Origin of the sequence: Vibrio sp. 99-70-13A1, from assembly GCF_013114625.1 — a bacterium.
In the GTDB taxonomy this organism is placed as follows: domain Bacteria; phylum Pseudomonadota; class Gammaproteobacteria; order Enterobacterales; family Vibrionaceae; genus Vibrio.
On record NZ_VTXD01000007.1, the window covers coordinates 83,161 to 106,900 of the forward strand.

The 23,740-nt window shown below is 43.2% G+C and carries 20 protein-coding genes; 14 read left to right on the forward strand and 6 right to left on the reverse strand.

Annotated features, from left to right (window positions below; genetic code table 11):
• Positions 1–86: 86 nt before the first annotated feature.
• The gene (locus tag F0226_RS07375) at positions 87–434 is read right to left on the reverse strand and encodes a 5-carboxymethyl-2-hydroxymuconate isomerase (RefSeq protein ID WP_171735042.1); all 348 of its coding nucleotides are present in this window, start codon (positions 432–434) and stop codon (positions 87–89) included.
• 250 nt (positions 435–684) lie between these two features.
• On the opposite strand from F0226_RS07375, the gene tpiA reads away from it, so the two are divergent.
• Positions 685–1,455 (forward strand): triose-phosphate isomerase, encoded by a 771-nt coding sequence (gene tpiA, locus F0226_RS07380; RefSeq protein ID WP_171735043.1) that lies wholly within the window; start codon positions 685–687, stop codon positions 1,453–1,455.
• A 160-nt stretch (positions 1,456–1,615) separates the two neighbouring features.
• Here tpiA and pfkA read toward each other — a convergent pair whose 3' ends face one another.
• The 3 genes from pfkA to F0226_RS07395 form a co-directional block, all read right to left on the reverse strand.
• On the reverse strand, positions 1,616–2,578 hold the full coding sequence (pfkA, locus tag F0226_RS07385) for a 6-phosphofructokinase (protein ID WP_029223212.1): 963 nt from the start codon (positions 2,576–2,578) through the stop codon (positions 1,616–1,618).
• Between the two features lie 314 nt (positions 2,579–2,892).
• Positions 2,893–3,804, reverse strand: a complete 912-nt coding sequence (gene fieF / locus F0226_RS07390) for a CDF family cation-efflux transporter FieF (RefSeq protein WP_171735044.1) — start codon at positions 3,802–3,804, stop codon at positions 2,893–2,895.
• Between the two features lie 189 nt (positions 3,805–3,993).
• Positions 3,994–4,491: a CpxP family protein gene (locus F0226_RS07395; RefSeq protein WP_171735045.1), complete on the reverse strand. Its 498-nt coding sequence runs from the start codon at positions 4,489–4,491 to the stop codon at positions 3,994–3,996.
• A gap of 184 nt (positions 4,492–4,675) precedes the next feature.
• Here F0226_RS07395 and F0226_RS07400 point away from each other — a divergent pair, with 184 nt between their 5' ends.
• The 4 genes from F0226_RS07400 to F0226_RS07415 all read left to right on the forward strand — a co-directional run bounded on the left by F0226_RS07400 (position 4,676) and on the right by F0226_RS07415 (position 8,189).
• A complete protein-coding gene (locus tag F0226_RS07400) occupies positions 4,676–5,368 on the forward strand; it encodes a response regulator (protein ID WP_171735046.1) in 693 nt (230 codons plus the stop codon).
• The gene (gene cpxA, locus F0226_RS07405; RefSeq protein WP_171735047.1) at positions 5,368–6,750 is read left to right on the forward strand and encodes an envelope stress sensor histidine kinase CpxA; all 1,383 of its coding nucleotides are present in this window, start codon (positions 5,368–5,370) and stop codon (positions 6,748–6,750) included. The genes F0226_RS07400 and cpxA overlap by 1 nt, the downstream gene beginning before the upstream one ends.
• Before the next feature lie 131 nt (positions 6,751–6,881).
• Positions 6,882–7,499, forward strand: coding sequence for a superoxide dismutase (locus F0226_RS07410; protein ID WP_171735048.1), 618 nt, complete (start codon positions 6,882–6,884; stop codon positions 7,497–7,499).
• Between the two features lie 210 nt (positions 7,500–7,709).
• Entirely contained in the window at positions 7,710–8,189 is a 480-nt protein-coding gene (locus F0226_RS07415; RefSeq protein ID WP_171735049.1) for a tRNA (cytidine(34)-2'-O)-methyltransferase, read from the forward strand.
• 219 nt (positions 8,190–8,408) lie between these two features.
• On the opposite strand, the gene F0226_RS07420 is transcribed toward F0226_RS07415, so the two are convergent.
• Entirely contained in the window at positions 8,409–8,936 is a 528-nt protein-coding gene (locus F0226_RS07420) for an FxsA family protein (protein ID WP_171735050.1), read from the reverse strand.
• Positions 8,937–9,220: 284 nt separating this feature from the next.
• Between F0226_RS07420 and aspA the strand changes: the two genes are divergently transcribed.
• From aspA to F0226_RS07465, 9 genes are all read left to right on the forward strand, one after another.
• Positions 9,221–10,672: an aspartate ammonia-lyase gene (gene aspA, locus F0226_RS07425; protein ID WP_171735051.1), complete on the forward strand. Its 1,452-nt coding sequence runs from the start codon at positions 9,221–9,223 to the stop codon at positions 10,670–10,672.
• A 158-nt stretch (positions 10,673–10,830) separates the two neighbouring features.
• Entirely contained in the window at positions 10,831–12,138 is a 1,308-nt protein-coding gene (locus F0226_RS07430; RefSeq protein ID WP_171735052.1) for an anaerobic C4-dicarboxylate transporter, read from the forward strand.
• A gap of 187 nt (positions 12,139–12,325) precedes the next feature.
• The gene (locus tag F0226_RS07435; RefSeq protein ID WP_171735053.1) at positions 12,326–14,164 is read left to right on the forward strand and encodes a protein-disulfide reductase DsbD; all 1,839 of its coding nucleotides are present in this window, start codon (positions 12,326–12,328) and stop codon (positions 14,162–14,164) included.
• A gap of 235 nt (positions 14,165–14,399) precedes the next feature.
• On the forward strand, positions 14,400–15,035 hold the full coding sequence (locus F0226_RS07440) for a response regulator transcription factor (protein ID WP_171735054.1): 636 nt from the start codon (positions 14,400–14,402) through the stop codon (positions 15,033–15,035).
• A gap of 144 nt (positions 15,036–15,179) precedes the next feature.
• Positions 15,180–15,806, forward strand: a complete 627-nt coding sequence (locus tag F0226_RS07445) for a MarC family protein (protein ID WP_171735055.1) — start codon at positions 15,180–15,182, stop codon at positions 15,804–15,806.
• A gap of 399 nt (positions 15,807–16,205) precedes the next feature.
• On the forward strand, positions 16,206–16,472 hold the full coding sequence (locus F0226_RS07450) for a DUF4212 domain-containing protein (RefSeq protein ID WP_137375046.1): 267 nt from the start codon (positions 16,206–16,208) through the stop codon (positions 16,470–16,472).
• Positions 16,473–16,482: 10 nt separating this feature from the next.
• Positions 16,483–18,186, forward strand: a complete 1,704-nt coding sequence (locus F0226_RS07455) for a sodium:solute symporter family protein (RefSeq protein ID WP_171735056.1) — start codon at positions 16,483–16,485, stop codon at positions 18,184–18,186.
• A 207-nt stretch (positions 18,187–18,393) separates the two neighbouring features.
• Entirely contained in the window at positions 18,394–18,774 is a 381-nt protein-coding gene (locus tag F0226_RS07460; RefSeq protein WP_171735057.1) for a hypothetical protein, read from the forward strand.
• A gap of 12 nt (positions 18,775–18,786) precedes the next feature.
• Complete coding sequence (locus F0226_RS07465; protein WP_171735058.1) at positions 18,787–20,172, forward strand: class II fumarate hydratase; 1,386 nt, start codon at positions 18,787–18,789, stop codon at positions 20,170–20,172.
• A 112-nt stretch (positions 20,173–20,284) separates the two neighbouring features.
• On the opposite strand, the gene F0226_RS07470 is transcribed toward F0226_RS07465, so the two are convergent.
• Complete coding sequence (locus F0226_RS07470) at positions 20,285–23,716, reverse strand: PAS domain-containing hybrid sensor histidine kinase/response regulator (protein WP_171735059.1); 3,432 nt, start codon at positions 23,714–23,716, stop codon at positions 20,285–20,287.
• Positions 23,717–23,740: the final 24 nt, after the last annotated feature.

Sequence of the window (23,740 nt, forward strand, 5' to 3'; positions counted from 1 at the left end):
CACAGCTTTGATAGCAAAAATAAAAATTGGTTAGATCAGCTAACTATTTTAACTAATTAATTATTACAACAAGTTAATCATGACTGCTAGTTAATCACTTTTTGAAAGCAAGTCTTATCCATGTCTCGGATATTCACAGTAAGGCTACGAACATGGCTGGCTTGCTCCTGTAAAGTTTGCATTAATTGGCGAGATAAATCTCGCTTTTGCTCTTCTGTACGTCCTGATAATAATTCAAAACTAATATGGATAAAATCGACATTATCGCCTTCCTCACCCACCAGCCAGTTATGACAACGTAGTGAGCGAGACTTCACAGAAGCCGCATCAAATAACCCACATACAAGCGCCACTTGATGAAGATCTTCTAACAAACCTTGAATATTAACTCGCTCATCCACTGAATTTGAGTACTCAAGAACTAGATTCGGCATTGTTACTTCCTATTGTTAACGCAATCGTTTGTCCTTTAATACCAACTAACGATGAAAAATCCGAGAAGTTAGCTATTATTCTGTCTGCCGGATCACTGATATATGCTCAAAATCTACTCTGACCATTGAGTAAGATCCAAGAAAGTAATGACCACAGTCATGATCTGTTGATATTAATCTGTTATATTATTTCGTAATAAAGTTTACTTTTTTACATTCGATTTATTTAAATACTTTTGGAGATATTCCTATGCGTCATCCTGTAGTTATGGGTAACTGGAAACTAAACGGCAGCAAAGAAATGGTTGTTGATCTACTAAACGGTCTTAACGCTGAACTTGAAGGCGTTACAGGCGTAGACGTAGCAGTTGCTCCTCCTGCACTTTTCGTTGATCTTGCTGAGCGTACGCTTACTGAAGCAGGCAGCGCTATCATCCTAGGTGCTCAAAACTCTGATCTAAACAACAGCGGTGCATTCACTGGCGACATGTCTCCAGCAATGCTTAAAGAGTTTGGTGCATCTCACATCATCATCGGTCACTCTGAGCGTCGTGAATACCACGCTGAGTCTGACGAATTTGTTGCTAAGAAATTCGCATTCCTAAAAGAGAACGGTCTAACTCCAGTTCTTTGTATCGGTGAATCTGAAGCACAAAACGAAGCTGGCGAAACTGTTGCTGTATGTGCTCGTCAACTTGACGCTGTTATCAACACTCAAGGTGTTGAAGCTCTTGAAGGCGCTATCATCGCTTACGAACCAATCTGGGCTATCGGTACTGGTAAAGCAGCTACAGCTGACGATGCACAACGCATCCACGCTCAAATCCGTGCTCACATCGCAGAGAAATCTGAAGAAGTTGCTAAGAACGTTGTTATCCAATACGGCGGTTCTGTTAAGCCTGAAAACGCTGCAGCTTACTTCGCACAACCAGACATCGATGGTGCTCTAGTTGGCGGTGCAGCGCTTGACGCGAAAAGCTTTGCAGCTATCGCTAAAGCAGCAGCTGAAGCAAAAGCTTAATTTAAACTACACCGTTTAGATTAGATGGAAGGTCAACTTAGGTTGGCCTTTTTTATTGCCTGTCGCTTAGGATTCAAGCTTCAAACTCAAACGACAGGCACAAAAAAACCGCTGATAGATCAGCGGTTTTTAAATTCTTTAAGCGAACGCTAAGCGTGGCTTAGAACAACTCTTCTGCAACGCGGAACAACTCAGAACGGTCTGGGTTCTGCATGTTCTCGATACAGTCGATGATGTCGTGGTGAACAAGCTCTTCTTTCTCGATACCAACACAACGACCTCCGTGACCTTCTTGAAGAAGGTGAACAGCGTAGTTACCCATGCGAGAAGCCAGTACACGGTCAAATGCAGTAGGACGACCACCACGTTGGATGTGACCAAGAACCGTTGCACGAGTTTCACGACCTGTTGAAGATTCGATCTCTTTAGCCAGTTCGTTCGCATCCATCATTAGCTCAGTTAGAGCGATGATTGCGTGCTTCTTACCCTTCGCAATTCCATCTTGAATATTGCTGATTAGCTGCTCTTTATCTAGACCAGTTTCAGGAGTAATGATGTACTCACAACCGCCTGCGATTGCTGACATAAGCGTAAGATCACCACAGTGACGGCCCATAATTTCAACAATAGAAATACGTTGGTGAGAAGAAGACGTGTCACGTAGACGGTCGATTGAGTCAATAACTGTGTTAAGCGCAGTTAGGTAACCGATTGTGTAGTCAGTACCTGCGATATCGTTATCGATAGTGCCTGGAAGACCGATACATGGGTAACCCATTTCTGTCAGTTTCTTAGCGCCCATGTAAGAACCGTCGCCACCGATAACAACAAGTGCTTCGATACCGTGCTTCTTAAGATTCTCGATGCCTTTCTCGCGAACTTTAACATCTTTGAATTCAGGGAAACGTGCAGAACCTAAAAAAGTACCACCACGGTTGATGACGTCAGATACGCTTGAACGGTCAAGCTTTTCAATACGGTCTTCAACAAGGCCTTGGTAGCCATCGTAAATGCCGTAAACTTCAATGCCAACTGATAGTGCGGTACGAACTACGCCGCGTACTGCTGCGTTCATGCCTGGAGCGTCACCACCACTGGTCAAAACACCGATCTTCTTAATCATGCTCACCCTCGATTTTTGGGAATTTATTATTCAATTCTTATTGTTGCTGATGTTATATCAACAATATTTAAACTCTATAATTGTGCGCTATGTTACATTTCTTCAACAGGAATACCACTTTAATCGCACTAAATTATGTAACTTTTCTACTTATGTAAGAGTATTACAGTTTTACTCAAATACTTTGTTGATTCATATCAGAATCAACAACAATTGTTATTAAGACGCTCACTACTCAGTAGAGAAAACCAACCACTGACGCTTTGGTTTTACTCACTGTAGTCCAAAATCCAATCACTTACCATTTCACTCAATTAAGACCAATCTTGGAACTTTTGTTCTTTTTCAGGACCAAAAACAACGGAGTACGGGTCTTGATGAATTAATACATCAGCAGATGGGAAAACTGAAATAAGTTTTGCTTCTACTTCATCAGAAATACGGTGCGCTTCAATAAGTGGAATTTGGTCTTCTAGCTCTAAATGCAGTTGAATAAATCGAATAGGACCTGAACGACGAGTTCGTAACTGGTGAACACCGAGCACTCCTTCCACGCTTAACGAAGCATCTTTGATTTTCTGAAGTTCATCATCAGGCAACTTTCTATCAAGAAGAGATTGAATGGCTTCCATTGCCATTTGGTAGGCGCTATAAAGAATGTAAAGACCGATTGCGACAGCGAAAACAGGATCGGCTTGCCCAAAGCCAAACCAGCTCAACGCTAGCGCCAACATAATTGCGGCATTCATATAAAGGTCAGATTGATAATGTAAAGAATCCGCTGCAATCGCTTGGCTGCCCGTTTGGCGAACCACATGTTTTTGGAAACGTACCAACCCAAAAGTCATCAACATCGCAAATAAGCTAACATATATACCAATTTCAGGAGAGTTGAGTTCATGGGGTCTGAAGAATCGCTCGACACCATTTAGAATTAGGAAACACGCAGAACCAGAAATAAACATGGCTTGAGCTAAAGCCGCCAAAGACTCCGCCTTACCATGACCAAATGTATGTTCTTTATCTGCAGGTTGTAATGCATAACGCACAACAAGTAAGTTGACGACAGAAGCCGCAATATCAAGGAGAGAATCAACCACGGAAGCCAGCAGACTAACAGAGCCAGTGACCCACCAAGCCGCGACTTTCACAATCAGTAGAATCGAAGCAATGATGGTTGCCGCCCAAGCGGCCAAGGTAACTAAACGAGCGTATTCTTGTTTCATAATCTGGCTATATAGTGACTAAGTTAACAAAGTATAACGTGCAATCTAAAGCTTGAATATGACAGGTTAAAAGATGTTCTATCTTAAAATTGAGAATACCTAAACGACAATAAGCGACACAAGGTCGCTTATTTAGTCAGATAGTTACGCATTGAGGTGCTACAAAACACCATAATAACGGCAGGAGACTTAGTCTTCCTTGTTCATGCGTTTTTCCATTTTTGCAGAACATTTTTGCATACGCTCTTGCTGAATTTCTTGGAATTCAGCTTTTTGCTCATCAGTTAAAATGCTCATCACTTGATGCTGCTTCTTAAGCATTTCAACACGACGCTCAGCTTGCTTCTCTACCATTTGCGTCGCAAGCTCTGTTGCTGCTGCTTCATCAAATGTATCAGCTAGTACTAGCGATTGAACTTTTTCGTGGTGCTGTTGCATGTTCGCCATTTTATCAGCACGCTTGCCTTTCATTTCTTCACGACCCGCTTCACGCATTTCTTTCAGTTGGTCTTTTTGTGCGTCAGTTAGGTCTAGTTTACGCATAATTTTTTTATCAAAACCGCCGCACTTACCTTTGAAGCCTTCATGATGGCCTTTATCGCCACCGCCAAACGCATACGCACTTGCTGTGCCTAACATTAGTGGAAGTGCAGTTGCAGCTAGAACAAGTTTTTTAGTCATTTTCATAATCATTGCCTCAATTCGATGTCACGGTTCGGTTGTTTGTGGGCTGTTTCTCAGCGCTTGAGTATAGAATAGTGGCTAGCTTGTAAAGCAACGTTTAGAAAGCGTAAAGAATCGTAAAGACTATAAATAGACCACCAATTAGCAGTAATATTAAAGCGTACACAACAATAACAAGGTTCCTACCATGGCAAACATTCTTCTCATTGATGACGATACTGAGCTAACCAGCTTACTGAAAGATATTCTGAGCTTCGAAGGCTTTTCTGTATCAGAAGCCAATGACGGATACGCAGGATTAGAAGCCGTGACAGATGACATCGACCTTATTTTATTAGATGTCATGATGCCAAAGCTTAATGGTATGGAAACCTTAAAGAAACTGAGAGAAACAAGGCAGACACCTGTGCTCATGCTCACCGCAAAAGGTGAAGAAATTGATCGTGTAATTGGATTAGAGCTTGGGGCTGATGACTACTTACCCAAGCCTTTTAGTGACCGAGAGTTACTCGCTCGTATTAGAGCAATCTTAAGACGCACCCAAACGGAAGCCGTGGCTCCAAAGCCTGCTAACGATGGTATCGAATATAACGGGATTAAGATTTATCCGGGCAAACAAGAAGCCTACTACAAAGGTGACCTTCTTGATTTAACGAGCACTGAATTCGCTTTATTGAGTCATTTAATTAAAAACCCAGGGAAAATTATCACTAAAGAATCTTTAAGTTTGGATGTGCTGGGTAAACGATTAGCCGCTTTTGACCGTGCCATTGATATGCACATTTCCAATTTACGAAAAAAACTACCTGAACGTAGCGACGGTAAACCACGTATTAAAACCCTACGAGGTCGTGGCTACTTATTGATTGAGGAAGATTAATGCGCTTACCAAAAATCACCAGCTTATATGGCCGTATCTTTGCTATCTTTTGGTTCACCATGTTACTGGTGCTTTTGGCTGTCTTATCCCTACCGCATTTAGATCCAAGGAAAGCACGCGACATTCCAGCCGATCATTACCAACGAATTCTAAAGATAAAAGACAATACGGAAAAACGCTTTGCCAAAGAAAACAATTTAGGTAAGATTTTATTCAAACTAGAAGAGCCCCGAAGTAAGAGGGATAAAAGCGCTCGCAAATTTTTAACTGACTTAGATGGCAACGTGTTAACCACAAAAAGGCACCCAGACTTTAAACTTAAAGCCATTAAAAATTTTGTGACAACCATCGATGCACCAACACAACCCAAGCAGAGATTGTATGGACATTACATGGTAGCAGGTCCACTGCCGGTTCATTTAGCCAACCAAGATCTTTTTATGTACGTTGGCGTTAAATGGGACCAAACCCCACCATTTATCCTCCGTTTATTCGATAAACCATTACAGCTTTTACTTGCGGTCATGTTTGTAAGTACCCCCTTACTACTTTGGTTAGCATGGGCGCTCAGCCAACCTGCACGAAAACTAGAGCAAGCTGCAAAACGAGTCGCTCAAGGAGAGTTCATCGTAGACCCAGAGCTTGAAAAAGGGACGTCAGAATTCAGGCAAGCAGGAGCAAGCTTTAACCAAATGGTGGAAGCAGTAAATCAGATGATTTCAGGGCAGCAGCGCTTGTTATCTGATATTTCCCATGAGCTGCGCTCGCCATTAACTCGCCTGCGAATGGCAAATGCTCTAGCTACACGTAAACAAGGGGAAAGCTCAGAGCATGGTCGAGTAGAAACGGAATCTCAGCGTTTAGAGCAAATGATTGGTGAACTACTCACCCTATCTAGAATGCAAGTAGACAGCCATTTAAACCGCGAAGTGCAGCCCTTATCCAGCTTATGGGAAGAAATATTGAAAGATGCCCAATTTGAAGCGGAGCAAATGGACAAACAACTGACTTTCTCAGACATTCCGGATAGGAAGATTTCTGGTAACCCCAAACTACTAATGAGCGCAGTAGAAAACATTACTCGCAATGCCATTTACTATGGAAAAGACCAGGTTGATGTCCAGCTATTCGTAGAAAGCGACATACTCACCATTCAGGTTTGCGATAATGGCGAAGGCGTTCCAGACGATGAATTAGAAGCCATTTTCCGCCCATTTTACCGAGTTTCTACCGCTAGAGATCGGCATTCAGGAGGAGCAGGTTTAGGACTCGCTATTACAGAAAGTGCAATTCGCCAACACAGCGGTACTATTACTGGTAGCCGAAGCCAACTAGGAGGGCTTCAGGTCGAAGTTACCCTACCTCTTTTACCCATCAAATAGTGTAATACTCAGCATACGCCGTTTTAAAAATAGGCGGCTTATTCTGACACGCGCTATAACCTTACAAAATCACAGTTGATAATGATATTTATTATCATTATGGTAAATCCTCTAATTACGGAGGATTTACCATGTCACATACTTTCCCTGAGCTACCCTACGCATACAACTCTTTAGAACCTTACATTGATGCGAAAACAATGGAAGTCCATTACGGAAAGCACCATAGAACTTATTACGACAAGTTTATGGCTGCGATCAACGGTAGTGATCTTGAAACCGCAACCCTGAGAGACATCTTCGCTAAAATCTCAACGCACGCGCCAGCGATCCGCAATAATGGCGGTGGTTACTATAATCATGTTCTGTATTGGTACTGCATGTCACCAGAAGGGGGAGGCGAACCACAAGGCGCGCTGGGTGAAGCCATTCAATCTACATTTGGTAGTTTTGAAGCATTCCAAGAAGCCTTTACTCAAGCAGCAATCAATACCTTCGGCTCTGGCTTCGTATGGTTGATTTTGAAAGATAAAAAGCTTCAAATTACCTCTACCCCGAACCAAGACAACCCACTAATGGACGCGGCCGAAAACCAAGGTGAGCCAATTTTAGCTCTCGATGTATGGGAACACGCTTACTACATCAGTTACCAAAACCGCCGCCCAGATTACATTGCAGCATGGTGGAACGTTGTGAACTGGAATGCGGTTGCTGAAAACTATGAAGTTGCTCTATTTCCAAAATCATAATTTCCAAAGTCATAGTGCCCACAAGTCATAACGGCTAGATGAATCTCATCATGTTCTAAATCGCTTTCAATATAAAGATATGCGAAAGATACAAGTCAGAAGAACATCAGAATGAACTCTGACGTAAAGTGAAACAATAAGGTGGCTTGTATTAAAACAAGAAGCCGCCTTATACTTCAGCCTCTTTTCTTCTATTGATAGTGAATTTATATGTTTGATATTGCACTTTATGAACCTGAAATCGCCCCTAATACTGGCAACATTATTAGACTTAGCGCTAACTGCGGTGCGAACTTACATTTGATTGAACCATTAGGTTTTGATTTAGAAGAGAAGAAAGTCCGCCGTGCGGGTTTGGACTACCATGACCTAGCCCGAGTAAAGCGACATAAGAATTTAGAAGCGTTTATTGAATATTTAGAAAATGAACGTGAAGGCGACTACCGAATTTTTGCCTGCACCACAAAAACAACAGGTCATCATGTTGATGCTAAATTTCAACAAGGTGATGTCTTAATGTTTGGTCCTGAAACTCGCGGTTTACCAGCAGAGTTTATTGAAAGCATGCCAATGGATCAGCGAATTCGTATTCCTATGATGCCAGACGCACGCAGCTTAAATTTATCTAATGCCGTTGCCATTATCGCTTTTGAAGCTTGGCGTCAAATGGGGTTTGAAGGCGCACTTTAAATCGCTTTTCATTTTAAAATTACAGTCACATGAGTCATTACCGTTTAGCTGGACTCATGTAACCAAAACACCTCAGGCTTCAATATCAAAAGAGCCAACATTGAAGTAAACCAAGCTTCAGTAGATTAGAGACCAAATACAAAAATGCCCCAGCAATTTGCTAGGGCATTTTTATTTAATCTGAATCGCGACGCTCAAAACGTGGATTTCATCAACTCACTAAGGTTTGTTCAGTTTATTAATATCATCATCATTTTTTTTCTCAAACTCACCTTCAAAGGTATTGCTATCATTTGAGTTATTGAATGGGTCACGGTGGAATGGGTCTTTCTCAAATGGGCTATGACCAAAACCTGCCGAACCACCAGCATGAAAGCCGCCAGACATGTTCTTCACAACCATTTTTTCCATTAACTTCTTCGCCATGATTGCTCTTGGCGCAGGAAGTAGAACCAGCATACCGAAAGCATCCGTCATGAAACCCGGAGTCAATAACAAAACGCCAGCCACAGCCAGCATTACGCCTTCTAGAATCTGCTGAGCAGGCATTTCACCCTGCTGCAAGCGACCTTGTACCGACATTAATGTCTGGATACCTTGGCTGCGAACCAGTGAAGCCCCAACAAATGCAGTCACTAGTACTAACGCAATCGTTGGCCACAATCCTAGAAAGCCACCAACCTGAATAAATAGACCAATCTCAATGATAGGTACGAAAATAAAGAGTAAAAGTAAGATAGGAAACACACGCCCTCCTTTGTTACTTCCAGTGTACGCTTAAAGCCCCACTAACCACAAATTTATCCTGTAAAGAACCGTGTTTTTTGACCCAAAATAACTTTACAGAATATTGACGAGACAAAAGTAAAAAAGGTGATCAACTTACTATTTTTATGCGCTAAGTACAGTATCATGTGCCACATAAGTCAGGACGGATTTATCAGCCCAATATTCTAGCGAACGGAGTATTTGCATACAGAATAGGCTAATAATTAACTACATTATCAGAATTATTCTCTAAGGATCCTGTTATGGCTACTCTATCTAAAGCTCCTATCGAAGCTAATCAAGCCACTCGTCTAGAAGAAGATCTATTAGGTCAACGTCATGTTCCCGCTGATGCTTACTACGGCATTCATACTCTTCGTGCTATTGAAAACTTTAACATCTCAAATGTAACTATTTCTGACGTACCAGAATTTGTTCGTGGCATGGTGATGACCAAGAAAGCTGCGGCTTTAGCAAACAAAGAGTTAGGTGTTATTCCAAGCGAAGTTGCTAAATACATCATCGAAGCTTGTGACCTAATTCTAGACACCGGCAAGTGCATGGATCAGTTCCCATCGGACGTTTTCCAAGGTGGCGCTGGTACTTCTGTCAACATGAACGCGAACGAAGTAGTTGCGAACGTGGCTCTTGAACTGATGGGCAAAGAAAAAGGCCAATATGAGTTCATCAACCCGAATGACCATGTAAACCGCAGCCAATCTACAAACTGTGCTTACCCAACTGGTTTCCGTATCTCTGTTTACAACAGTGTTCGTAAACTGATCGACGCTATTGAATACTTAAAAGGTGCGTTCGAGCTTAAGAGCCAAGAATTCAACACAATTTTGAAGATGGGACGTACTCAACTTCAGGACGCAGTACCAATGACGGTTGGTCAAGAATTCCATGCTTGGGCAGTAACCATCAATGAAGAAATCAAAAACCTAGAATACACTTCAAAACTACTGCTTGAAGTAAACCTAGGCGCAACAGCTATCGGTACTGGTCTAAACGCAGCACCTGGCTACCAAGGTCTTGCGGTTAAACACCTAGCAGAAGTAACAGGGCTAGAATGTGTAGCGGCTGAAGATTTAATCGAAGCAACGTCTGACTGTGGCGCATACGTAATGACGCACGGTGCACTTAAACGTCTAGCGGTTAAATTGTCTAAGATTTGTAACGATTTGCGTCTGCTTTCTTCAGGTCCTCGCACTGGCTTTAACGAGCTAAACCTACCTGAACTTCAAGCAGGTTCTTCAATCATGCCTGCTAAAGTAAACCCAGTTGTACCTGAAGTAGTAAATCAAGTTTGCTTTAAAGTTCTAGGTAACGACAACACGGTTTCTTTCGCTGCTGAAGGTGGTCAACTGCAACTGAACGTAATGGAACCGGTTATTGCACAAAGTATGTTTGAGTCTCTAGATATTCTAACAAACGCGTGTGTGAACCTTCGTGACAAGTGTGTAGACGGCATTACGGTGAACAAAGAAGTATGTGAATCTCACGTATTTAACTCTATCGGTATCGTCACTTACCTCAACCCGTACATTGGACACCACGAGGGTGACATCGTCGGTAAGATTTGTGCGGAAACAGGAAAAAGCGTTCGAGAAGTGGTATTAGAACGTGGATTACTGACTGAAGAAGAGCTAGATGACATTTTCTCTGTTGAAAACCTCATGCATCCTCAGTATAAAGCTAAACGCTACGAGTAAGTAGAAGATAGGGGCTCCAAGTGGAGCCCTTTTTTAGGCTTCAATACGGTTAACCACAAAATAAAAGTGGTTATATAAACTGGATGCATAAGATTTATTATTTGAGGGTTTATTCATATGAACCTTCACATAATAAAATCTAAAAATGAGGTGTAACCATGATTGCAGTAGAACTTTTTGTTGTCCTACTCTTTATATTCTTAGGGGCCAGAATTGGTGGTATTGGAATCGGCTTTGCCGGTGGTGCGGGTGTTATCGCACTTTCTCTAATACTTGGAGTTCCAACCAGCCAAGCATTTATCCCTGTTGACGTAATTTTGATCATCATGTCGGTCATTACCGCGATTGCTGCTATGCAAGTAGCTGGCGGTATGGACTGGTTAGTGCAAATTGCAGAAAACTTTTTACGAAAACATCCTGAACGTATTACCTTTTACGCGCCAATTGTAACTTTTGTCATGACTCTTATGGCGGGTACAGGTCATACAGCCTTCTCTACTCTACCTGTTATTGCCGAAGTAGCGAAAGGACAAGGGGTTCGTCCATCTCGTCCACTTTCGATTGCCGTTGTCGCATCACAAATTGCGATCACAGCATCTCCTATTTCAGCGGCAGTGGTTGCCTTTGCGGCAATGCTGGCACCATTCGGTGTTGATTACCTAACATTGCTAGCCGTGTGTATCCCAACGACTTTCATCGCTTGTATGGCCGGTGCATTGGTTGCTAACTACATGGGCAGCGAGTTGAAAGACGATCCTATCTACCAAGACCGTCTTGAAAAAGGTTTAGTAAAACTGGCGACACAAGAGAAACGCGAAATTCTGCCAACAGCGAAGAAAGCGACATTTATCTTCCTTGGTGCGATTGGTTTTGTCGTTTGCTATGCAGCTGCCATTTCAAGCTCAGTTGGTCTTATTGAAAACCCAGCACTTGGCCGTAACGAAGCGATCATGAGTGTTATGCTTGCAGCCGCAGCTGCGATTGTTCTATTCACTAAAGTGGATGCTGCTAAAATTTCATCTGCGCCAACATTCCGCTCTGGTATGACTGCGTGTGTATGTGTGCTTGGTGTAGCTTGGTTAGGCTCAACGTTTGTAAACGCACACGTTGCTGAAATCAAAGACGTAGCAGGTGCTCTACTTGCTGACTACCCTTGGATGCTAGCACTCGTTCTGTTCTTTGCTTCTATGCTGCTTTACTCACAAGGCGCAACAACGGTTGCACTAATGCCTGCTGCTCTTGCAATTGGTGTTGCACCGCTAACCGCTGTAGCATCATTTGCAGCGGTAAGTGCACTGTTCGTACTTCCAACTTACCCAACATTATTGGCAGCAGTTGAGATGGATGACACAGGTTCTACACGTATCGGTAGCTACGTATTCAACCACCCATTCTTTATTCCGGGTGTTGTGACTATTGCGACTTCTGTAGCGCTAGGTTTTGCATTCGGCGGTCTACTTATCTAGTTTCCGACTGACTCACTGAGTCCCGATATTGAAAATACAAAAGGAAGCTTCGGCTTCCTTTTTCTTTATCTGTACCTTTATCCAAGAGCTTGATTCAGTATAAATATGACTCAAGGTGAAACTTATTCATCAATAATCCTGTCTGAGTAAGTTAAGATACTTTAACTTCTCACTGACGAATTTTTTTATGCGCGCTTTCATTTCTTTGCTGGTTATCGGGTTACTTACCCTTTCTAACCCTGCTTTCGCTTTATTTGGAAAAAGTGAACCAAGCTTAAACCTCACATCGAGCAATACATTTGTTCCTGTAGACCAAGCTTTTCCTTTAAATCACTTTCAGCAAGGCAATCAAATATTACTTGATTGGCAAGTGAAGGATGAATACTACCTCTACCAACATCGCATCGCTTTCAGTGGTGAAAACTTATTGATTGGTGATGAAACGATGGAGGATGGTCAGCCTTACCAGGATGAATTTTTTGGTGAAGTGAGCATTTATACAGAGCCTCTTTTTGTTCAAATACCGCTTCTTGAATATCAAGAAGGCGCGAAGCTCATTGTTCAATACCAAGGCTGTGCTAAAGCTGGCTTCTGCTACCCTCCTGAAACTCGTGTTATTGATATCGAGCCTTTTACAGCGGACTCATCCACTGGAAGTTCATTACCAACAGACACGAAAGCTAATACAGCGAAGAATACTCAACAGACCCCAGAGTTAACTGGCTCAAATAACCAAACTTCTTCGATTTCAGAATCGTCGAAAGACTCAAGCCTTGCAGACAAGCTTGGCGATGCATGGTGGACACCTTTCTTGTTCCTAGCACTAGGTGTTGGTTTAGCGTTCACTCCCTGTGTTTTACCTATGTACCCAATTCTGACGGGCATCGTACTTGGTGGCGGTAAACTGAGCCAAGGTCGCGCCTTAATGCTGTCGTTTATTTATGTGCAAGGTATGGCGCTCACCTACACATTGCTGGGGCTAGTTGTCGCTTCAGCTGGCATGCAATTTCAAGCGGCAATGCAGCACCCTTATGTACTGATTGGTTTAAGCTTATTATTTGTCACTTTGGCAATGTCGATGTTTGGCGTGTACAACCTGCAATTGCCAAGCAGCATCCAAACTTGGTTAAACAATCAAAGTAACAAGCAACAAGGTGGCAATACTTTAGGTGTCTTCGCAATGGGGGCAATCTCTGGTTTGGTATGCTCACCTTGCACCACGGCCCCACTTTCTGGCGCACTTCTGTATGTAGCGCAAAGCGGTGATTTGTTTACTGGTGCGATTGCGCTTTATGCACTTGCAATCGGAATGGGCATTCCACTGATATTGGTGGCGGTATTTGGAAATAAACTTCTGCCAAAAGCAGGGAATTGGATGGATAAAGTAAAAGTCGTATTTGGCTTCATTTTACTTGCTGCCCCTATTTTCTTATTAGAGCGTATCATTCCTGAATTTTGGGCAACCGTGCTTTGGTCTACTTTAGGCTTTATCGCATTTGGTTGGCTTTATCACAGCAAAAACTCTCTGCCATTTGGAGAGTGGAAACAAAGTGCTGTGGGAATTATTGCCATACTTGGGTTATTTGTTTCAGCACAGCCTGCGCTCAACTACTGGTTTTCAGAAAAATCAGTCCAAGTAGAACAAACACAAGTGCAATTTATTCAAATCGGTAACGTTGCTGAATTAGAGCAGCAACTTGTAAAAGCGAAAAACCAAGGTAAGCCGGTAATGCTCGACTTCTATGCGGATTGGTGTGTGGCATGTAAAGAGTTTGAGAAGTACACCTTCCACCAGCAAGATGTCGAAAAGAAGTTGGGTGATTTTATTTTACTTCAAGCTGATGTCACCAAAAGCCAACCTCAAGACATTGAGTTATTAGGGCAATTACAGGTACTTGGACTACCGACTATCGAGTTCTGGGACAGTAAGGGTAACCATGTTCCTAATGCTCGTGTGACTGGTTTTATGAACGCTGAAAAATTCCTAACACACATGAATAGCTACCCGCTAGAAGTGAGCCAGTAAGCTGCCAGCAAGCGGAAATATAAGCTCAGATTGAAAAGAACCGCATTTCTATAAGTACTTAATAATACTCTTAGAATTGCGGTTTTCTTTATCCAACTTTGAATTACCGATTCATAATCAAGCCAGTTCACTTTAAAAGTCGATATGGTTCAGACTTTTAGTGTATAAATATTGTCCGCATATCCAATCAAGATAATAATAAAAGTTAACTAAATTGTTAAAAGTGTAAAATGTCATGGACTCGACCTACACCATTATCATTGCTGATGACCACCCTCTATTTCGCAACGCTCTATTTCAGTCGGTTCATATGGCGATAAGCGGCGCTAATTTACTTGAGGCTGATTCACTCGATGCCCTGCTGACGCTTCTAAAAAAAGAAGACGAACCCGATCTATTATTGCTTGATCTCAAGATGCCTGGTGCAAACGGCATGTCAGGGCTCATTCAACTGCGAGCAGAATATCCAGATTTACCTATTGTTGTTATTTCTGCCAGTGAAGACGCCAGTGTTGTCACCCAAGTAAAAAGCCATGGAGCTTTTGGGTTTATTCCGAAATCGAGTGACATGCGAGAGTTAGTTAGTGCGTTAAATCAAGTATTGAACGGCGACCCTTTCTACCCAGAAGGTCTGATTACCAATAACGCCGCATGTAATGATCTGGCTAAGAAAATATCCACTCTTACTCCTCAACAATATAAAGTCCTCGGTATGCTTTCCGACGGCTTACTCAACAAGCAAATCGCTTATGAGCTGAATGTTTCAGAAGCGACCATCAAAGCTCATATGACGGCAATCTTCCGCAAGCTTGATGTTAAAAACCGAACACAAGCCGTGATCCTTTTACAGCAGATGGAAACTGAGCAATAAAGAGCATCATTTCATGAGCTGAATTGAATGTATTTTTCAGCTCTCACATTGCGATGACTTAAAAGGAATAGTAGCCGTTATAATAAAGGCGATTGCTACCCCAGCAATCTTTATCCCTCTGTCCTTAACTCTGGGAGCTTTACTTTGCTTACTAGCATTATCATTACTCAATTTGTTGTTCTCTGGGCCGTTATCGACCCAATCGGCTCTGTACCTGTTTATTTATCTCAAACTCAACGATTAACTCCAGCACAAAGACGCAAAGTCGCTTTGAAAGCCGTGGCGATATCTGCGGGTGTTTTATTGTTTTTCCTTATCGCTGGGCAACTTCTTCTTGAAGCAATGCAAATTCCACTCCCTGCATTTCAGGCAGCTGGCGGGCTTGTTTTATTGCTGTTTGCACTATCGATGATTTTTGGGGAAAGCAAACCCGAGCAAGAACAAAAAATTTCAGAGGAAGTCAGCCATTCTCAACTGGCTGATTTAGCAGTCTACCCATTAGCAATCCCATCTATTGCTTCTCCCGGGGCAATGATGGCGATTGTTATGCTGACAGATAACCATCGCTTTTCTTTGATTGATCAAAGTATTACTGCAGGTGTGATGCTCAGTGTCTTAGTGATTACGTTACTGCTTTTATTGGCAGCAAACAGTATTCAAAAAGTCATTGGTAACGCAGGAGCAGCTATTATCAGCCGTGTGATGGGGCTTATTCTTGCGGCAGTCGCTGTGAATAATTTATTGCTCGGCATTAAAGACTTTTACATGTAACCCTTAAACCCATTTAAGAATATTACCCTCAATGACTAAGCTAGTGAGTTGAGGGTAACTTTCATTTAATTCCCCACACATATTCCACTCTAGACTGCACTCTTTCCAAGTCGTGCTCATCGTTTATTTGCAAAATTTTCATTTAATTGCTCAAAAGATCCCTTCAAAGCACTCTCAACCTTAGACCTTTGGCTAATTTAACAACAAATTAACATCACACTTTCATTGCCGATCTCTCCTAAAGCCCTGTTAAGTGGTGATTCTACGTTTTTACTCGCCCGACTAAAGTTGCACAGAGTTATTGACTTATCCTTGTTATCTTTTAAATCGTAACATTACGTTAACATGGTAATTTTCTACAGAAACAGTTTTTACTGAAACGGAATTAAGGAGAAGGCAATGGCGTTCGAATCGACAGAACATGCTCAAGCCTACTGGAAGGAAAACTTGGGAATTATGGGAACACTACTCGCGGTATGGTTTGTAGTGTCTTACGGCGCAGGCATCTTATTTGTTGATGCCCTTAACACCATTCAATTTGGCGGTTTCAAGCTAGGTTTTTGGTTCGCTCAACAAGGCTCCATTTATACCTTCGTGGCGCTGATATTTATTTACGTTGTTCGCATGAATGCGCTCGACAAAAAATATAACGTACAGGAAGACTAGAGGCTAGAACATGGATATTCAAACTTGGACGTTTATTCTCGTCGGTATTACTTTCGCAGTCTATATCGGCATTGCAATCTGGGCTCGCGCAGGATCAACCAGTGAGTTCTACGTAGCTGGCGGTGGTGTACACCCAGTGGCGAATGGTATGGCAACCGCCGCTGACTGGATGTCGGCAGCATCGTTCATCTCAATGGCAGGTATCATCTCATTTGTTGGTTACGACGGTGCGGTTTACCTGATGGGTTGGACAGGTGGTTATGTACTACTTGCTCTATGTTTAGCCCCTTACCTACGTAAGTTTGGTCAGTTTACGGTTCCTGATTTTATCGGCGAACGTTACTACTCAAGAACCGCGCGCATGGTTGCTGTATTTTGTGCAATCTTCGTATCGTTTACCTACGTGGCAGGTCAAATGCGTGGTGTGGGCGTAGTATTCTCCCGTTTCTTAGAAGTCGACATTAACCTAGGTATCATCATTGGTATGGGTATTGTTTTCTTCTACGCTGTACTTGGCGGCATGAAAGGCATCACTTATACGCAGGTAGCTCAATTCTGTGTCCTCATTTTCGCTTTCCTTGTCCCAGCAATCTTCACATCAATCATGATGACAGGTAACCCGCTTCCACAAGTTGGTATGGGTTCAACACTTTCAGGTACCGATGTTTATCTACTCGATAAACTGGATGGGCTAACCGAAGAACTCGGATTTACCGCCTATACCGAAGGTAACAAGAGCATGGTGGATGTATTCTTCATCTGTGCGGCTCTAATGGTGGGTACTGCCGGTCTTCCACACGTAATCATTCGTTTCTTCACAGTGCCACGTGTACGTGATGCTCGTATCTCAGCAGGTTGGGCACTACTGTTCATCTCTTTGCTATACACAACAGCACCAGGTGTTGCAGCATTCGCTCGTGTAAACATGATCGAAACGATTAATGGTCCTGACATGCAAGGTGTTCCAGCAGCAGAAGCACCAAGCTGGTACCAAAACTGGGAAAGCACAGGTCTAGTAGGTTGGGAAGATAAGAACGGCGATGGCAAAATGTTCTACTCGGGCGATGAACGCAACGAGATGAAGATTAACCGTGACATCATCGTACTGGCTTCACCAGAACTTGCGAAACTGCCAAACTGGGTTGTTGCACTATTGGCTGCCGGTGGCTTAGCTGCTGCACTATCAACCGCTGCAGGTCTACTACTGGTTATCTCAACGTCTATCTCTCATGATTTACTGAAGAAAGGCTTCAGACCAAACATGACCGACAAGCAGGAGCTATTAGCCGCTCGTTTGGCCGCTATGGTCGCGATTGTAGGTGCTGGTTACTTAGGTATTAATCCACCAGGCTTCGTAGCTCAGGTAGTAGCGTTTGCCTTCGGCTTAGCCGCAGCATCCTTCTTCCCTGCCATCATCCTAGGTATCTTCTATAAGAAGATGAACAAGGAAGGCGCAATTGCAGGTATGTTGTCGGGTATTGCCTTCACAGCAAGCTACATCATCTACTTCAAGTTCATTAACCCAGCAGCAAGCACACCGGAAAACTGGTGGTTTGGTATCAGCCCAGAAGGCATCGGTACGCTAGGTATGTGTCTAAACTTCGTAGTATCAATTGCTGTGAATAAAGTAACTGCTGAAGTTCCACAAGACGTACAAGAGATGGTTGAATCTATCCGTTACCCTAAAGGGGCTGGTGAAGCTCACGACCACTAAGACCTAGTGAAAGAACAAGATCTATTGAAGAACTAAGATCTAGTGGAAAATATAAGATTCAAATTGGATTGTAGGGATTCAAATTGAAACGACTCAAAGCCGGTGCTTATAGCATCGGCTTTTCTTTTATAAAGAGGTTGTGTTTAAAAACTCAAACGATAATAATTATCATTACATTATCGAGAGATTTTTATGGAATAACTTTTTATGGAAGAGCAACAAATCCTCTACTCAATGTTTTACAAAGCTCAGGATCGATTCCTCGAACCTTATGCTTCACCAGGTTTTGAACCAGATGTCATTCAAGAATATATTCATTGTGGGATTACTCTCGCCTCTTACTATGAGCACCACGCTGAAAATGAAAACCTTCTTTTATGCGAGCTCTACCTACGACAAGTGTTCTTCCACCTCATCGATGCCATTGAGTCGCCAAAACGCAGCTTCCTGTTTCGCAGGCTATGTTTAGATTCAATACACTCCCCTTTATTTAATCTTAAACGCCACTACTACCAACAGCTTAATGGTCGGGAAAGATTTTTAAACGTGCAACAAACATTACAACAAGTCCAAGCCCCACTTGGATAAATAGGATAGAACATGACTCAAGAATTCAGAATCGAAACGGACAGCATGGGTGAAGTCCATGTACCTAAAAACGCGCTATACCAAGCACAAACTCAGCGAGCAGTAGATAACTTCTCTTTCAGCTCACACACTATGCCAGTTCGCTTCATTCAAGCCCTCGCCTACATAAAGCAATCAGCGGCGAGTACCAATGCTCAACTAGGCTTATTGGAAGGTGATATTGCTGCTGCAATTATCGATGCCAGCCAAGAAATTATAGATGGCGACCATCTTGAGCACTTTCCTATCGATGTGTATCAAACGGGCTCCGGCACGAGCTCAAACATGAATGCCAATGAAGTAATCGCCACTCTCGCCTCTACCCAACTTGGTGGCAACGTCAACCCGAATGATCACGTAAATATGGGACAAAGCAGTAATGATGTCGTGCCAACCGCTATCCAAGTGAGCGTAGTCATGGCAGTTCAAAAACAACTATTGCCCGCTTTAAATCACCTAGCCTCAGTGCTAGAAACCAAACAGTCTGAATTATCTAGCGTGGTAAAAACGGGGCGCACGCACCTAATGGATGCCATGCCGATCACTTTTGCTCAAGAACTGGGTGGGTGGAAATATCAAATTGAACATGCCCAGCAAGGAATTGAACATAGCCTCGCTTCTGTATCCGCTCTAGCGCAAGGCGGAACAGCTGTTGGAACAGGGATCAATGCCGATCCACGTTTCGCCAGTAAGTTTGCAGATAACCTATCTCAAGCGACAAGACTTAAACTAACAGCAAGCGACAACTTCTTTTTCAACCTAAGTAGCCAAGATGCGATCGTCGCATTGTCTGGTCAGCTAAAAACAGCGGCAGTGGCGATCATGAAGATCTCAAACGATCTTCGCTGGATGAACTCCGGACCTCTTGCTGGGCTTGGTGAAATTGAGTTGCAAGCTTTACAGCCTGGCTCTTCTATCATGCCTGGCAAAGTGAACCCTGTGATCCCCGAAGCAGCGGCTATGGCTTCAGCTCAAGTCATTGGCAATGACACTACCATCACCATTGCTGGGCAATCAGGCAACTTCCAACTCAATGTGATGCTGCCTGTGATTGCACACAATATTTTGGAAAGCATTGGACTGCTATCCAATAGTTCCGTTTCATTAGCAGACAAAGCCATCGCTACATTTACAGTGAGACAAGACAACTTAGATTCAGCACTGTCTAAGAATCCAATATTAGTCACCGCTCTTAACCCTGTGATTGGTTATTTAAAAGCGGCCGAGATTGCTAAGAAGGCTTATAAAGAAGGGCGACCAATTTTAGATGTCGCGGAACAAGAAACAGAGTTAAGCCGAGAAGAATTGGCTCGCTTACTTGATCCAACCAAGCTGACCCAAGGTGGTATCGCAGGTTAAGCTGTCCGTGCTTTGAGTTAATCACGATTCATAAAAAAGAAGGTCTCAAGTGAGACCTTCTTTCTGTTTGTACTCTTAACTCTTAACTCTTAACTCTTAACTCTTAAAAAGCCTAAGCAAGTCGATTCAAAATGGCTCTTAGTTTTAATGGTTTAACAGGCTTAGCTATAAACCCAAAACCGTTTCCTTTGATCGCAGACATCATGTCATCTGTTCTATCCGCGCTAATGATGACCCCTTCAAAGTTGTTTCCTAGACGCAATCGACATTGTTGCAGCACCTCTAATCCCGTTCGCCCATTGTCTAACCTATAGTCAGAGAAAATCACATCTGGAATCCAATCATCATCCAAAGCTTTTAGGCTTTGAACCAAATCTGTTGCCGTTTTAATTTCACAGCCCCACCTACCAATTAGGTTTTCCATTCCAACCAAAATTTCAGCTTCGTTATCCACACATAACACTTTCAAATGACCTAAATCGCTGGTTGGTGTTGCCGCTTGAACAATCTGAGGAGTAATCACTTTTTCAGCTCGGTTAAGAGTGATAGAAAATACGCTTCCTTCATCTGGCCACGATCGCATTGAGATATGGTGATCCAATACATGCGCGATACCTTTTGAAATAGCCAACCCTAGCCCTAGCCCTTGATCAGCCCGGACTTGGCTGCCACGAGTAAACTCTTCAAAAATTTCTTGCTGCTTATCTTCATCGATACCCGTTCCGTTATCCCAAACATCAATACGAACTTGCCCCTTCACACGACGAGCACCCAATACCACTTTTCCTCTCGGATTGTAGCGGAAGGCATTCGTTAAAAAGTTCTGAATCACCCGCCTCAGCAGCTTAGGATCTGACTCAATGAATAATGATGACGGAATCATCTCAAACTGTATGTTTTGCTGCTTTGCTAACGCGCTGAATTCAGCATTAAGATTGGATAGCACATCATTAATTGAAAACGCATGAACGTGAGTTTCTAATTTTCCTGACTCCAAACGTGAAATATCCAGCAGATCGCCAATCAAATCTTCAGCAGCGCCAAGTGCACTTTCAATATGGGAAGACAACTGCTTCACCTCAGAATCTTTAGCCACTTCAGATAAAGAAGAAGCAAACAAGCGAGCCGCATTCAGTGGCTGCATAAGATCATGGCTCACCGCGGCTAAAAACCTCGTTTTTGACTGGGATTCCAATTCAGATTTTTTGGTTGCTTTTACTAAGCGATGGTTAAGTTTCTCAAGTTCTTGAGTTCGCTCATGAACCCTAAATTCCAAACTTTCATTGGCTTCTTTAAGTGCTTGCTCGGCTTGCCTAAATACTGTGATATCGGTAAAGCTCATCACAAACCCTCCGCCAGGCATTGGGTTACCTTGAACCTCAATCACTCGGCCGTCAGCACGAATACGTGAGGAGGTATGTCGAGTACCTTGCTCTAGGTGATACACACGGCGACGTACATGACCTTCTGGATCACCAGGACCACACAAACCTTGTTCGGCATTATGACGAATGACATCTGAAATCGGCCGACCGACTTGTATCAAACCTGCAGGAAATTCAAATAATTCGAGGTAACGCTGGTTCCACGCCACCAAGCGCATTTGCTTGTCAATCACAGCAATACCTTGCCCAATGTGCTCGATTGCCCCTTGCAGTAAGCCTCGGCTAAAGTCATAAAGCTCTGAAGCTTCATCCACAATAGTCGCGACTTCTTCCAACTGCATGTTTCTGCCTTGTAAGGCTGAAGTAAGTACTAACTTGGCAGACGAAGCACCAAACACACCAGCGAGCACCCTTTCCGCATGACGAATCAAACTTTCAGGCGCTTGCTGATTAGGTAACAAAGGCGGACCTTGCTGCTGCCAGTAACTTTGGAAAGCAGACTTTGCTCGTGGTCGCCCAACAAAGCGGGACGCTAGCATCTCTAATTCAGCAACGGTTACTCGACCTTGGTACAAGCTGATGTTTTCATTTTCAGGTAACGGCGTACCAATGAAGGATGCCGATTGTAAGCGTTCACTTAGGCTTGGGCGCGTAAGTAACGACACCGCGATATAACACAGTGTATTCACACTCACACTGAGGACGATTCCCCAATCTGAGCTATTGATTTCCCAACCACTCAATATTTGTGGTGGGGTAATCAACCATAGTAATAAGTTAGTTTCTCCATCTCCGGCGAGCATGCTGGTTTGGCTCATCAAAGTAATAAGCCAAATTAGGAATCCAAACATTAAACCGACATATACGCCTTTGCGGTTACCCAAACGCCAATACATTCCGCCGATCAGCGCTGGAGCAAATTGGGCAATGGCTGCAAACGATAAGAAGCCGATGGCAGAAAGTGAGTGGATACTATCTAAAGCCTGATAGAACCCCCACGCCCCGAGCAACAACAGTAAAATCAGCGCCCGACGAATAATTAAAAGTAAGCCGGAAAAGTGTCGATGAGTTCGTTGCGATAAACGCATACGGCGCAGTAATAACGGCATCACCAAATCATTTGAAACCATTATCGCGAGTGCAATAGTCGATACGATAACCATGCCACTGGCGGCTGACGTGCCTCCAAGAAATGCCAACAGGGCTATGTGATTCGCTCCAACTTCCATCGGAACACTGATGACATAAGTGTCTGCTGGCATGGTGGTGAGCAGCCCTTGCCCTGCCCAAGCAATAGGCAAAACAAACAACCCCATTAAAATTAGGTAGAGAGGAAATAACCAACGAGCAGTATGCAGATCTTGTGGTCTCTCATTTTCCACTACCATGGTATGGAACTGACGAGGCAAACAGACTATCGCCAGCATAGTGAGCACAGTATGAATGGCTAGTGTAGGAATATTAGGCGGTTTATAAGTGGAAGAAGCCACATCCAGTAAGTTGATTTCATTGCTGCTTAACGCCAGGTAAATGATGAACAAACCAACGATAAGAAAAGCCACCAACTTAACAATGGATTCAAATGCCACCGCCATCATCATGCCGCGGTGATGTTCCGTGTTATCAATATGCCTAGTACCAAATAACATGGTAAAAATGGCTAATGCCCCAACCACAAACCAAGAGACATGGTAGTCCTGATAACCAAAATCATGAGCAAGGTTTGGGGCAACAATATCGAGCCCCATGGTAATACCACGCAGCTGCAAAGCGATATAAGGCAGAATGCCTACAACCGCAATTAAGGTGACAGCTACTGCTAACCCTTGCGACTTGCCGTAACGAGCCGCGATAAAATCAGCAATTGAGGTGATGTGTTCCCTTTTCGCGATCAAAATCAAACGCGCTAACACTCGCCAACCCAAAGTAAAGACAAGGATGGGCGCGAGATAAATGGGTAAGAAAGACCAAGGGTTATTGCTCGCCTGACCAACCGTTCCGTAGAAGGTCCATGAGGTACAATACACCGCAATTGAAAGGCTGTAGATCCACGGTCTCCAGCGAGATAACCAGCGAGTCTGTCTATCTCCGTACCAAGCAATCAGAAATAATACGCCTAAGTACGCGAGTGATACTGGAACGACTATCCAACCTTGCATATAAGCCTACCTTGCATTCATTCA